Origin of the sequence: Pseudomonas sp. NPDC088885 (genome assembly GCF_044750025.1) — a bacterium.
Taxonomy (GTDB): domain Bacteria; phylum Pseudomonadota; class Gammaproteobacteria; order Pseudomonadales; family Pseudomonadaceae; genus Aquipseudomonas; species Aquipseudomonas rustica.
Genome location: NZ_JBIVJB010000004.1, coordinates 132628 through 146320, shown reverse-complemented (window position 1 = coordinate 146320; position 13693 = coordinate 132628). Strand labels below are relative to the sequence as shown.

Genomic DNA, 13693 nt, shown 5'->3' with positions numbered 1-13693 from the left:
GCTGCTGGGCGGGTGGGGGGAGGGTGCCCCCGTCCTCCCCCCCAACCCCCCCACCCCCCCCCCCCCCCCCCCCCCCCCCCCCCCCCCCCCCCCCCCCTCCCACAAGGTTTTGGGTGTTCCCGTGGGGGCATGGGTTTATCATGGCGTCCATGAACAACCCGCCTTCACGAGACCGCGCATGACTTTCGATTTTGATCAGCTATTCGACCGCCACAACACCGGCAGCACCAAGTGGAGCCGCTACCCGGCCGACGTGTTGCCGATGTGGGTTGCTGACATGGATTTCGCCGCGCCGCCGGTAGTCATCGAGGCGCTGCAACAGCGCTTGTTGCACCCGCTGGTGGGTTACAGCGTTGCTCAGGACAGCCTGCGCGAAGCCATCGTCGCCGACCTCTGGACCAAGTTCGCCTGGAAGGTCAAACCGCAAGAGCTGATCTTCCTGCCGGGCGTTGAATCCGGTTTCAACATGGCGTTGAAAGCGCTGGTGCAGCCGCAGCAAAACGTTGTGGTGCAAGTGCCGAACTACCCGCCGCTGCGCCATGCGCCGGGGCATTGGGGTTTGAACAAGGTTGAGCTGGAATTCAATGCGCAGGCGGACGGCACCTACTTGACGCCGCTGGACGTATTGCGTGATTCGCTAAACGGTGGTGGCGCTCTATTGCTGAGCAACCCGCACAACCCACTGGGCAAAGTGTTCGGTCGCGAAGAACTGCAAGCCGTGGCCGACATTTGCGTGGCGCAGGACGCGTGGATCATCTCCGATGAGATTCACGCCGAACTGTGCTTCGACGGCCGCGTACACATTCCGACCGCCTCGCTGAGCCCGGAAATTGCCCAGCGCACCATCACCCTGATGTCGGCGAGCAAGGCTTACAACATCGCCGGCCTCAAGACCTCGTTCATGATCATCCAGGACGCTGCCCTGCGCGAACGCGTCAACCACGCCCGCTGCGGCATGGTCGACAGCGTCAACCCGCTGGGCATGGAAGCGACTCGCGTGGCGTACAGCGAAGGCGCGCCGTGGCTGGCTGAGCTGAAAATCTATCTGCAAGCCAACCGTGATTATCTGGTAGATGCGGTGCGCAGCCGTTTGCCGGGCGTGACGATCAATGTGCCGCAAGGGACTTATCTGGCGTGGCTGGATTGCTCGGCGCTGGATCTGGCCAACCCGCAGCAGTTCTTCCTTGAGCAAGGCAAGGTTGGCCTCAGCGCCGGTCTGGACTTTGGCGATCAGCACCAACAGTTCGTACGCCTGAACTTCGGCTGCCCGCGCTCATTGCTGGAAGAAGGCATCACCCGCATGGAACGCGCCCTGGCCACCCGCAACACCTGAAAACCTCACCTCCCCCTGTAGGAGCCGAGCCTGCTCGCGAAAGCGGTGATCCAGTCAATGCAAATGTTGAATGTGCCGCCCCCTTCGCGAGCAAGCCCGCTCCCACACTTTGATCTCCACTCGCCACAAAACCTGCATCCAACACACCTCCCCTGTGGGAGCGGGCTTGCTCGCGAAAGCGGTATCTCAACCAACAAAAATGTTGAATGGGCCGCCCCTTCGCGAGCAGGCTCACTCCCACACTTTGATCTCCACCCGCCACAAATTCCGCATCCACCGACGCCTCCCTGTGGGAGCGGGCTTGCTCGCGAAAGCGGTATGTCAGCCAACAAAGATGTTGAATGGGCCGACGCCTTCGCGAGCAGGCTCACTCCCACACTTTGATCTCCACCCGACACAAATCCTGCATCCAACACACCTCCCCTGTGGGAGCGGGCTTGCTCGCGAAAGCGGTATGTCAGCCAACAAAAATGTTGAATGGGCCGCCCCCTTCGCGAGCAAGCCCGCTCCCACACTATGATCTCCACCCGACACAAATTCCGCATCCACCGACGCCCCCCTGTGGGAGCGGGCTTGCTCGCGAAAGCGCTGGGTCAGGCAACGCAGATATTGATGGGTGTTCAAAGGAACTGCCGCCCCCACGCATCAGTCGCATGAACAGGTAGCCAGGATTCAGAGGAGTGAACGTGTCCAGCGATCTCAAACGTCATGTGGTCGACGCGCCAGTCATTCATCGCTTGCGCGTGCTGACGGTGAATACGCACAAGGGTTTTACCGCGCTGAATCGGCGCTTCATTCTGCCGGAGTTGCGTGAAGCGGTGCGCAGCACCTCGGCGGATCTGGTGTTTTTGCAGGAAGTGGTCGGCGAACACGAGCGCCATTCCAGTCGCTACAACGAATGGCCGCAGACCTCGCAGTATGAATTTCTCGCCGACAGCATGTGGAGCGACTTCGCTTACGGGCGCAACGCGGTTTATCCCGACGGCCACCACGGCAATGCGTTGCTGTCGAAATACCCGATCCGCGAATACCGCAATCTCGATGTTTCAATCACCGGCCCCGAACGCCGAGGCCTTTTGCACTGTGTGCTTGATGTCCCGGGCCATGCGGAAGTACACGCGATCTGCGTGCATTTGAGCCTGCTCGAAAGCCATCGCCAATTACAGCTGCAACTCCTCTGTCAGTTGCTCGAATCGTTGCCCGAAGATGCACCGGTGATTATCGCCGGCGATTTCAATGACTGGCAGCTCCAGGGCAACGCCGCCCTCGCCCGCCGCGATTACCTGCACGAGGCCTTCGAACGTCATCACGGGCGTCCGGCCAAGACCTATCCGGCGCGATTCCCGTTGCTGCGCCTCGACCGGATCTACCTGCGCAATGCCAGCAGCCATGACCCGCGAATCCTCGGCAACAAACCGTGGACACATCTGTCCGATCACTTGCCGCTGGCCGTTGAAGTGCATTTGTAATCCTATGCCTGAGGGCTAAAACGTCTACGCCGCAGGTTTTGCGGCGTTCTCCCCAATAAACAACACCTTAGATATGTTCAGAAAAACAGACAGTTGCGTCGTCTGATACCTCTCATACCACTCATCGCGCGGTTTCTTGACGCAAGCCCGACAGTCTTCTTAGCTCAACCTTACTACCCCCGGAATCACTGCCCGGGGCGAGCCTTCGGACACTCGCCAAATCGAGCGTCCACGGTTCGCCCCGCTCCATTCGGTCGCCCCTCGTTCGGGGTAGGAGAGACGCCACACAGAGACAGCGCATGCGATAGCAAGGTAGACCTCCATGAAAACTTCATTCACCTCAGCAGAGATCAAAGTTACTTTTTGCACAGTGTCGAGTTCTATCTTGCTGTGTTCATCCATGGAGGCGCAGGCCGGCCCTGCGGCGGATGAGACGGCGGCGTGGTATCGCCAGGATGTTCCGGTGATGACCTTGCCCGCAACGGTGATCACCCCGGATCAACAGCGTTTCAGTCCACGCCCGGATGTGCAGGACGCCAAGCTGATCACCGAAGACATTTCCCCTTCTGCCTGGGATCAGCTCTACGGCAAAAGCGCCCGTCAGGCACAAGTCGATGTGCAAACGGCAGGTTTCGCGATACCCGGCAGCGGCGATCTGAAAGGCCCGGCGGTGCTGACCCTGCAAAGCGGCAGCGGCCATACGCAAACCATCGGACTGATCGGCGGGGTCAACCAGATTCAAGGCAACGGCAATGGTTTAATCACCAGCCGCGCCCTCGCCGACCCGGCTACTGACACCCTCAACCTGCAAGGCCAGAGCCTCGGCGCCTATTACAGCCTGACCGGGCCGCAAGGCTGGCACGTTGATCTGTCGGCCAGCGGTGGCCGGGTCAACGGCTTTAGCCGTAACGAACAAGGCGCGCGGCAGTTGACCGAGGGCAGCGCGATGACCTTTTCCGTTGAGGGTGGCTACCCGATTGGTCTGAGCGAAAACTGGGTGGTCGAACCGCAGGCACAACTGATCAACCAGCGCATCACCCTCGACACGCCGTATGCCGGCAATGGCAACGCTTCATCCAGCGACATAACGTCGTGGAGCGGCCGGGTCGGCGCACGGTTGAAAGGCAGTTACGATTTGAGCGGTCTGCCAGTCGAGCCGTATGTGCGCACCAACCTCTGGCACACGGTGTACACCGGCAACACGGTGACGCTGGATCAGGTCGACAAGATCAGCAGCAGCCGCAACTCGTCGTTTGTCGAATTGGGACTGGGGCTGGTGGCGCGAGTGACGCCGTCGGTGAGTTTGTATGTGAGCGCGGATTACAGCAGTGATGTGGATGACAATGATCTGAACGGGATTATTGGTAGCTTGGGGGTGCGGATGCGGTGGTAGACAGCGAGTATTGATGTTGTTTGCGCCGACGCCTTCGCGAGCAGGCTCGCTCCCACAGGAGGTATGCATTCCAAATGTGGGAGCGAGCCTGCTCGCGAAGGCCGCGACGCGGCTCCGGATCAACCCTCCGGTTTAAGGATCAACACCGCCAACGGCGGCAGGATCAGACGCGTGGGTGAGTGTTCGGGTTGAGAGTGATGGTGTTTGCGCCGACGTCTTCGCGAGCAGGCTCACTCCTACAGGGGAACGCGTTCCAAATGTAGGAGTGAGCCTGCTCGCGAAGGCCGCGACGCGGTGCCGGATCAACCCTCAGGTTTAAGGATCAACACCGCCAACGGCGGCAGGTTCAATTCCAGCGACATCGACTGCCCATGGCTCGGCACTTCTTCGGTAAACGCCCCGCCACCATTGCCGTAATTGGAACCCGCATACGTGTCAGCATCACTATTGAGCAACTCCGTCCAGCGCCCGGCGAACGGCACGCCGACCCGATACGCCTGACGCGGCACCGGCGTGAAGTTCGCCACCACCAGCACCGGTTTGCCGTCCTTACTCCAGCGCAGCCAGGCATAAACACTGTTGATCGCATCATCACCAATCAACCACTGGAAACCCTGCGGCGCATCGTCCTGATCGTGCAGCGCCGGTTCTTCGCGGTACAGCCGATTAAGGTCACCAACCAGTTTCTGCACGCCTTTGTGCTCGGAATACTGCAGCAGATACCAATCCAGCTGCTGATCGTGATTCCACTCGCGCCACTGACCAAACTCGCAACCCATGAACAGCAGCTTCTTGCCCGGATGCGTCCACATGAAACTCAGATAAGCACGCAGATTCGCGAATTTCTGCCAGCGATCACCGGGCATCTTGTCGATCAGCGAATGTTTGCCGTGCACCACTTCATCGTGGGAAATCGGCAGGATAAAGCGCTCGGACCACGCGTACACCAGACCGAAACTCAGCTCATTGTGATGATGCGCGCGGTACACCGGATCCTGCTGAATGTAATGCAGCGAATCGTGCATCCAGCCCATGTTCCATTTGTAGGCAAAGCCCAAACCGCCCTGCTGCGTGCTCTGGCTGACGCCCGGCCACGCGGTCGATTCTTCGGCGATCACCAGCGCGCCCGGTGCCTCCAGCTCAACCACGTCGTTCAAATGACGGAGGAAGTCGATGGCCTCCAGATTCTCGCGACCGCCGTGGCGGTTCGGCACCCATTCGCCAGCCTTGCGCGAATAGTCGCGATACAGCATCGAAGCCACGGCATCGACGCGCAGACCGTCAATGTGGAAATGCTTCAGCCAATGCAACGCCGAAGCGAGCATGTAGCCATGCACTTCAGTGCGCCCGAGGTTGTAAATCAGCGTGTCCCAATCCTGATGGAAACCTTCCAGCGGATTGCCGTATTCGTACAGCGCGGTGCCGTCGAACTGCGCCAGACCGTGGGTATCGGTAGGGAAATGCGCCGGCACCCAGTCGAGGATCACGCCGATATCCGCCTGGTGGCAGGCGTTGACGAAGTCGCCGAACTGTTCCGGCGTGCCGTAGCGCGCACTCGGGGCGAATTGCGAGAGCAACTGATAGCCCCAGGAACCACCGAACGGGTGTTCCATGATCGGCATCAATTCGATGTGGGTGAAACCGAGCTCCTTCACGTACGGAATCAGCCGCTCAGCCAGTTCCGGCCAGGTGTACTGGCGCGCGACTTCGCCAAGATCATCCAGTTCACATTGCCACGAACCGGCGTGCAGCTCGTAAATCGACAGTGGCGCTGAATGTTTTTGCCGATCATGACGGCTGTTCATCCAGTCCTGATCCTGCCAATTGACTTGCAGCGGCGCGGCGACTTTCGACGCGGTGTCCGGCGGCAGGCTGGTGGCCAGCGCCATCGGGTCAGCCTTGAGCGGCAGAATCCCGTGCGCGCCGAGAATCTCGTATTTGTACAACTCGCCCGCTTGCAGGCGCGGGATAAACAACTCCCAGACCCCGGACGGATGGCGCAAACGCATCGGATGACGTCGGCCATCCCAGACGTTGAAATCACCGACCACCGAAACACGTCGGGCATTCGGCGCCCACACGGCAAAGCGCACGCCGTCGACACCATCAACGCTTGTCAGTTGCGCGCCGAGGCAGCTACTGAGGTCGCGGTGATTGCCCTCGGCAAACAGATACAAATCCATTTCACCGAGTAACTGGCCGAAGCTGTACGGATCTTCCGCCACTTGCTCGCCACCGGCCCAACGCGTGCGCAACTGATACGGTCGCGCCTGATCAAAATGGCCGACAAACAGCCCCGGTGTTTCGGTCTGCTCCAGCGGCCCGCGTTCTTCGCCGGAGTCCTTGTCCAGCACGACAACGCTCAACGCACCGGGTAAATACGCACGAATAAACTGCCCGCCGGCGCCATCGCCGTGGGGCCCCAGAATCGAAAACGGATCGTGATGTTCAGCACGTACCAGCGCGTCGATGTCCTTCGCCGCCGGCAACAATGCTTCTTTCTGACCCTGTTCCTTGTTCGAGAAACTCATGACTACTCTCCACCAAGATCGGAAAAGGGTTTAAGCCCTGTCAATAACCCATACAAACCGTGCAACGGCACGGGCAGCCACGTCGGGCGATTTTCGGCTTCATAGGCCACTTCATAGGCCGCCTTCTCCAGACCGAACAATGCCAGCGCAGCGTCGGCCCCTTCAGGATCTTGCCAAGCATGATCAAGACTAGCTGCCGCTCGGCGATATGCCTGAACAAATGCCGCTCGCGCTTCATTCAAATAACGTTGCGCGACACGACGACGTGCGTCTTCAGACTCCGCGCCGTGATCAACGTTCTGCATATTGATGGTCATCGCCGCGGCGTAATCGAAGGAACGCAGCACGCCGCTGACATCTTTGTACGGACTGTGTTTGCCTCGGCGCTCACTCAATGGCCGCGCCGGTTCGCCCTCAAAGTCGATCAGGTACGCATCGCCCTTGATCACCAGCACCTGCCCCAAATGCAGGTCGCCGTGAACACGAATCTGCAAACCGCCGACAGCTTTTTTCGCCAGATCCTGGACGTGGGCCAGAATGGTTTTCTTCTCGTCGAGCAAGCGTTTGACCAGTTGCTGATCCGCCGCGCTGAGTTCGCCCTGATGCTGCTTGAGCAGTTTCAGCGCGTGCTCGACTTGCGCGGCGATATCTTTGCCCGTGGCCTGCGCATCCTTGGCCGTCGACACCTGCGGCGCAAAATCGGCGTTGTCAGTCGGCGCGGCGAGCACTTTGTGCATCTCGCCCAAACGCTGCCCGAGCATGCCGGCAAAATCCTTCAACTCGCCGAGTGCGTTGTAATGCTGTTCCTGCTCGGACATGGCATCGGCGAGTTCGTCGCGCAGCGCCCGTTCGAGGTTGTTCTGCGTCCATTCCCAGGCATCGCCCTGATTGCTCAGATAGCCTTGAGCGATCATCAACAGATTGTCTTGACCCTTGGCGTCGCGGCGAATCACCGAACCAAGCAGCGGCGAGATATTTTCGAAACCGGCCTCGGTCAGGTACGCGCTCATCTCCAGTTCCGGGTGCACGCCCGAGGCGACTTTGCGGATCAGTTTGAGCACCAGGCTGTTGCCGATCACCACCGAACTGTTCGATTGCTCCGCCGAAAGGTAGCGCACTTCCGACTCGGCACCGAGGCCGAGTTTTTCCAGTTGCGCGGTTGGTGCGAAGCGAATTTCGCCCTCGCTCGATTCGAGCACGGTGTTGTTCTGCATGCCTTGCAGTACGGCGCGAATAAACGCTTCGAGGCTGAACGCATCGGTGATCAAGCCGACCTGACGCACGCGACGAACGCGCGCCAATGCCAGTTGCTGCGGCAATGCCGGGCCGACCTGATCTTCAGCTATGAAACCGAATGGCAGCTGATAACGGCTGGTGTGGCCAGCGCTGGTGACCTCGATTTCGCTGAGCAACACCGGATGCTGGGCATCGCCGAAGCGCACGCCGTAAGCCATTTGCACGTTGTCGATGGCCGCGCCTTTGCCGGCGAACCAGCGGCGGTTTTGCAGCCAGTTCGGCAGGATGTTTTGCTCCAGCGTCGCGCGGGATGGCGCTTCCAGCAGTTCTTCCATGCGCTTTTTCAGCACCAGCGTGGTGAAGTCCGGCAGGCTCTGCGCGGGCTCGACGTGCCAGCTCGGCATCTGGTTTTCCGAGGCCAAGGCAAACCAGTAGAAGCCGTACGGCGCCAACGTCAGGAGGAAATTCAACTGACCAATCGGCGGAAACGCGTTACCGCCCAACATTTCTACCGGCACCATGCCGACGTAGGCCGACAAATCCAGCTCCGCCGCTTGCGCACTGCGCGAGACGTTCGCCACGCAGAGAATGATTTCGTGCTTGCCGTCGGCGTCGGTGAATTCGCGGGTGTAAGCGAGAATGCGGCGGTTGCTCGGCGAGAGCATCTTCAGCGTGCCGCGACCGAAGGCTTTCGACTGTTTGCGCACAGCAAGCATGCGCCGCGTCCAGTTGAGCAACGAATGCGGATCGCCCGCCTGGGTTTCGACGTTGACCGACAGATAACCGTACTGCGGATCCATGATCGGCGGCAGCACCAGACTGGCCGGGTCGGCGCGGGAGAAACCGCCGTTGCGGTCGATCGACCATTGCATCGGCGTACGCACTCCGTCGCGGTCGCCCAGATAGATGTTGTCGCCCATGCCGATTTCATCGCCGTAGTACAACGTCGGCGTGCCCGGCATCGACAGCAGCAGGCTGTTGAGCAGTTCGACGCGACGACGATCGCGCTCCATCAACGGCGCCAGCCGTCGCCGAATACCAAGGTTGATCCGCGCGCGGCGGTCAGCGGCGTAGTAATTCCACAGGTAGTCACGTTCTTTGTCGGTGACCATTTCCAGCGTCAGTTCATCGTGGTTGCGCAGGAAAATCGCCCATTGGCAGTTCGCCGGAATTTCCGGGGTCTGACGCAAAATATCGGTGATCGGGAAACGGTCTTCCTGAGCCAGCGCCATGTACATGCGCGGCATCAGCGGGAAGTGAAAGGCCATGTGGCATTCGTCGCCATTGAGGCCTTTGGCGTCGGTATCGCCGAAATACAGCTGGGTGTCTTCCGGCCACTGGTTGGCTTCGGCGAGCAGCATGCGGTCGGGGTAATTGGCGTCGATCTCAGCGCGAATCTGCTTGCGGACGTCGTGGGTCTCGGGCAGGTTTTCATTGTTGGTGCCGTCGCGCTCGATCAGGTACGGAATGGCGTCGAGGCGCAGACCGTCGATACCCATGTCCAGCCAGTAACGCATCACCGAGAGCACGGCTTTCATCACTTGCGGGTTATCAAAATTCAGGTCGGGCTGGTGCGAATAGAAGCGGTGCCAGAAGTATTGGCCGGCGACCGGATCCCACGTCCAGTTGGACTTTTCGGTGTCGAGGAAAATGATCCGAGTGCCGTCGTATTTCTGATCGTCATCCGACCACACGTAAAAGTCGCGCGCCGCCGAGCCGGGTTTGGCTTTGCGGGCACGCTGGAACCACGGGTGTTGGTCGGAGGTGTGGTTGATGACCAGCTCGGTAATTACTCGCAAGCCGCGTTTGTGCGCCTCGGCGATAAAGCGCTTGGCGTCGGCCATGGTGCCGTAATCGCTGTGCACGCCACGGTATTCGGCGATGTCGTAGCCATCATCGCGACGTGGCGACGGGTAGAACGGCAGCAGCCAGATGGTGTTGACGCCGAGTTCGGCAATGTAATCGAGTTTGGCGATCAGGCCGGGAAAGTCGCCGATCCCGTCGTTGTTGGAGTCGAAAAACGATTTGACGTGAACCTGGTAAATCACCGCATCCTTGTACCAGAGCGGGTCTTTGATGAAGGTGGCTGCATTGGGTTTCTTCGCCATGTGAAACTCCTGCTGAATTCTTTAGCAACGCCCCACGATGATCGTTCCCACGCTCTGCGTGGGAATGCCGCCATGGGCGCTCTGCGTCCAATTTTGGGACGCGGAGCGTCCCGGGATACATTCCCACGCAGAGCGTGGGAACGATCATTACGTATCAACTAGTGGTAATCCGCCAAATTCCGAACGGCTGATATGCCGGGTCAATCCGCATGAACTGGTATTTGCCATGCCAGTCCCAGCGATGCCCGTTCATCAGATCTTCGCCATGGGTCGTCGCATCGTCCGGCAGGCCCATTTCCCACAGCGGCAGTTCGAAATTCGCTTCCTGCACGTTATGCGGATCGAGGCTGACCGCGACCAGAATGAAATTGCTGCCATCGGCGCTGCGCTTGCCGAAGTAGAGAATGTTGTCGTTCCAGGCGTTGTAGACCTTCAGCCCCAAATGCGTGTGCAGCGCCGGGTTCTGCCGACGGATGCGGTTGAGCTGGGCGATCTCGGCAATGATGTTGCCGGGCGCGGTGAAGTCGCGGACGCGGATCTCGTACTTCTCCGAATCGAGGTACTCCTCTTTACCCGGCACCGGCGCCGCTTCGCACAGTTCGTAACCCGAATACATGCCCCACAGGCCCGAGCCCATGGTGGCCAGCGCGGCGCGGATCAAGAACCCCGGACGCCCGGACTCATGCAGGAATGCCGGGTTGATATCCGGCGTGTTGACGAAGAAATTCGGCCGGTAGCACTCGCGCCACGGCGATTCATTCAGCTCGGTGAGGTACGTGGCCAGTTCGGCCTTGGTGTTGCGCCAGGTGAAATAGGTGTAACTCTGCGTGTACCCGACCTTGCCCAGACGCGCCATCATCGCCGGCGTGGTGAACGCCTCCGCGAGGAAGATCACTTCCGGATGCAGCGCGCGCACATCGGCAATCAGCCACTGCCAGAATGGCAGCGGTTTGGTGTGCGGGTTGTCGACGCGGAAGATCTTCACGCCTTCATTGACCCAACCGACGACGATGTCACGCAACTCGACCCACAGACTCGGAATCGCGTCCGGCGCGTAGAAATCGACGTTAACGATGTCCTGATATTTCTTCGGCGGGTTTTCCGCGTATTTGATCGTGCCGTCCGGGCGCCAGTTGAACCAGCCCGGATGCTGCTTGAGCCACGGGTGATCCTGAGAACACTGAATGGCGAAATCGAGAGCGATTTCCAGACCATGATCGGCAGCCGCCGCCACCAGTCGACGGAAGTCTTCGCGAGTACCGAGCTGCGAGTGAATCGCCTCGTGCCCCCCCTCCTCGCTGCCAATCGCGTACGGACTGCCCGGATCATCCGGCCCCGCCGTCAGCGAGTTATTGCGGCCCTTGCGATGCGCGCGGCCAATCGGATGGATCGGCGTGAAGTACAACACGTCGAAACCCATGTCCTGAATCATCGGCAAGCGCGAGTGCACGTCATTAAAGGTGCCGTGACGTTTGGGGTCGTCGGTGATCGAGCGCGGAAACAGCTCGTACCAACTGGCAAACTCGGCCAGTTCGCGTTCGACGTCCATCGGGAATTCAGCACTGACGCTCAGGTAGGCGCGGTGATCGGCCTCGGCCATCAGTTGCGCACTGCGCGAGTGCAGAAACAGCGCGACCTGCTCGGTTTCGAGCAGCCCGGACAGTTCATGGTGCAGCGCAGCGAGCTGTTCGCTGAGCTGACCTTCGCTGCGTTCGGCAGCTTGTTGCACCATCGTCCGGCCTTCCTGCAACTCCAGCGAGACCGGTACAGCGGCGGTGTGCTTCTTCTCCAACTCGTACTGGAAACTGGCGAAATGATCGATCCACGCTTCGATGCAATAGAGGAAACGGCCCTGATGCTCGGGGCGGAACTGACCCTTCCAGCCATTGTTGCCCTGGTCGGACATGACCTCGCTTTGCCAGGTCTCCTCGCCTTCCTCGCGCCAGCGAATGCGCACCGCCAACTTGTCGTGACCGTCGGCGAAGACTTTGCTGGTGACCACCACTTCACGGCCGGCAATCGACTTCACGGCGAACTGCCCGCCATCGAGGGTCGGCATGGTGTCTTCGATGGCGATGCGTGGCAGCAACAAAGCCTGCGACAGCGGAATGTGCGGGTTGTAGCTTAGTTCTGAGGGGTTTTCAGCAGTCATTGAGCATCTCTCCTTAACGCCCAAAGGACGCTCTTGTGCCGGTTCAGCGTTCGCAATCGAGCGCCCGTCCGGAATGAACTCACTTAGGTTCCGAGCGACCGGTGCCGGGAAAAGTTCAGATGAAATTGCCGTTACAGAAAAGCGGATCGAATTCGCCACGAGGTGGTCAATCCACTTAAGCACTTCTCACGCCATGTGCCACACGGAGGTCTACTGATGAACATCCCGATCCCGGCCGAAACGCCTGATCCGAACATCGACAAACCCACTCTTCCGGAAACCGAACCGCAACCGATTCCAGAGCAAGAGCCGCCAGGCACCACGCCTCCGCCGAAAGAAGAACCACCAACGACGATGCCGCCCGTGATCGTCTGACCCGGCCACCGATCATTCCCACGCTCTGCGTGGGAATGCCGCCGGGGACGCTCCACGTCCCATTGCACGCGGGAAGCGATGAATTAGAGGAGATCGTTTTTCTGCTCATCCCTTTCAAACAAACGCACGATCCGGGGCATCACGCTGAAAATCCCCAACGCCAACAAGGTACTCAGCAGCGCCGTCGCCTCCTTGCCCAACCCCGCCGCCACCCCAATCGCCGCCGTCATCCACAGCCCCGCTGCCGTGGTCAGGCCTTTGACGTGACCTTCATCACCTTCCTTGTTCTTCAAAATCGTGCCCGCACCAAGGAAGCCGATCCCGGCGATAACCCCCTGCAGTACCCGGCTCATCGCATCGGACTCCGCCCCTGACGTCTGCGGCACCAGCACAAACAGCGCCGCGCCGAGCGCTACCAACATGTGCGTGCGCACCCCGGCCGCCTTGCCTTTATGCTCGCGTTCGAAACCGAGAATCCCGCCCAATACCGCCGCCATCACCAGCCGCACGGTGATTCGCGTCAGCTGCGACGCATCGCCGATATCGGCAAATTCCGCTTGCAGCGTCACCCACACTTCATGCCACCAGGCGTTCATCGTGCCGTCCTTTTTATGAGTCGATAGATGATGGACAGCGGCGACCATTAATCGGTTGCGCCGAACGATCGGCAAAGCATGCGCCCTAACGTTTCAGACACCCCCGGAAAAAGGACAGCCCCATGCCCCTGCGCGTCGATGAATCCAATCCCGAGCAAAAAGTGTGTTTCTTTACCGTCGAACATGGCGAGGAAATTCGCATCTGCGACACCCTGGAAGTCAAAACGGACAGTGAAAAAGCCATGTCTTTCGTTGAGATAGAAGGCAAGCGCGTGTACATCACCGAAGCAGAAGCCGACGCCTTGACCGTAGCAGGTGCCAAGGACGGTCGTAAGCACCTCAAGGCTGACGAGAGTGATTCGGTGATTTGACTGACCTTGGTCAACACCCGGCGCAGACGCCTGCGATAGGCGTTTGCGCCTTTGCCTGCGGGCTGCTTCAAGTTGTCGCAGTACGTGTCAGAAAGCTCATCTGATCCGCTTTTTATTGAAATACCTGAG

Annotated in this window: 9 protein-coding genes; 5 read left to right on the top strand and 4 right to left on the bottom strand. The window is 59.7% G+C overall.

Annotated elements, in window-relative coordinates; genetic code table 11:
* Positions 1 to 178: 178 nt before the first annotated feature.
* The 3 genes from ACIP1X_RS05130 to ACIP1X_RS05120 all read left to right on the top strand — a co-directional run bounded on the left by ACIP1X_RS05130 (position 179) and on the right by ACIP1X_RS05120 (position 4195).
* Complete coding sequence (locus ACIP1X_RS05130) at positions 179 to 1333, top strand: MalY/PatB family protein (RefSeq protein WP_400749921.1); 1155 nt, start codon at positions 179 to 181, stop codon at positions 1331 to 1333.
* A gap of 686 nt (positions 1334 to 2019) precedes the next feature.
* Positions 2020 to 2802 carry an endonuclease/exonuclease/phosphatase family protein gene (locus ACIP1X_RS05125; RefSeq protein ID WP_053120620.1) on the top strand — a complete coding sequence of 261 codons (783 nt, stop codon included), beginning with the start codon at positions 2020 to 2022 and terminating at the stop codon, positions 2800 to 2802.
* Between the two features lie 322 nt (positions 2803 to 3124).
* Positions 3125 to 4195: an autotransporter outer membrane beta-barrel domain-containing protein gene (locus ACIP1X_RS05120; RefSeq protein WP_400749919.1), complete on the top strand. Its 1071-nt coding sequence runs from the start codon at positions 3125 to 3127 to the stop codon at positions 4193 to 4195.
* 302 nt (positions 4196 to 4497) lie between these two features.
* On the opposite strand, the gene glgB is transcribed toward ACIP1X_RS05120, so the two are convergent.
* The 3 genes from glgB to ACIP1X_RS05105 form a co-directional block, all read right to left on the bottom strand.
* On the bottom strand, positions 4498 to 6726 hold the full coding sequence (gene glgB, locus ACIP1X_RS05115) for a 1,4-alpha-glucan branching protein GlgB (RefSeq protein ID WP_053120591.1): 2229 nt from the start codon (positions 6724 to 6726) through the stop codon (positions 4498 to 4500).
* Positions 6727 to 6728: 2 nt separating this feature from the next.
* Positions 6729 to 10070, bottom strand: coding sequence for a maltose alpha-D-glucosyltransferase (gene treS, locus ACIP1X_RS05110; RefSeq protein ID WP_400749916.1), 3342 nt, complete (start codon positions 10068 to 10070; stop codon positions 6729 to 6731).
* A 154-nt stretch (positions 10071 to 10224) separates the two neighbouring features.
* On the bottom strand, positions 10225 to 12222 hold the full coding sequence (locus ACIP1X_RS05105; protein ID WP_400749914.1) for an alpha-1,4-glucan--maltose-1-phosphate maltosyltransferase: 1998 nt from the start codon (positions 12220 to 12222) through the stop codon (positions 10225 to 10227).
* 216 nt (positions 12223 to 12438) lie between these two features.
* On the opposite strand from ACIP1X_RS05105, the gene ACIP1X_RS05100 reads away from it, so the two are divergent.
* Positions 12439 to 12597: a hypothetical protein gene (locus ACIP1X_RS05100; protein ID WP_003224520.1), complete on the top strand. Its 159-nt coding sequence runs from the start codon at positions 12439 to 12441 to the stop codon at positions 12595 to 12597.
* A gap of 83 nt (positions 12598 to 12680) precedes the next feature.
* Here the strand turns inward: ACIP1X_RS05100 and ACIP1X_RS05095 are convergent, their stop codons facing one another.
* On the bottom strand, positions 12681 to 13193 hold the full coding sequence (locus ACIP1X_RS05095; protein WP_400749911.1) for an MgtC/SapB family protein: 513 nt from the start codon (positions 13191 to 13193) through the stop codon (positions 12681 to 12683).
* 122 nt (positions 13194 to 13315) lie between these two features.
* On the opposite strand from ACIP1X_RS05095, the gene ACIP1X_RS05090 reads away from it, so the two are divergent.
* The gene (locus ACIP1X_RS05090) at positions 13316 to 13564 is read left to right on the top strand and encodes a DUF3203 family protein (protein ID WP_053120599.1); all 249 of its coding nucleotides are present in this window, start codon (positions 13316 to 13318) and stop codon (positions 13562 to 13564) included.
* Positions 13565 to 13693: the final 129 nt, after the last annotated feature.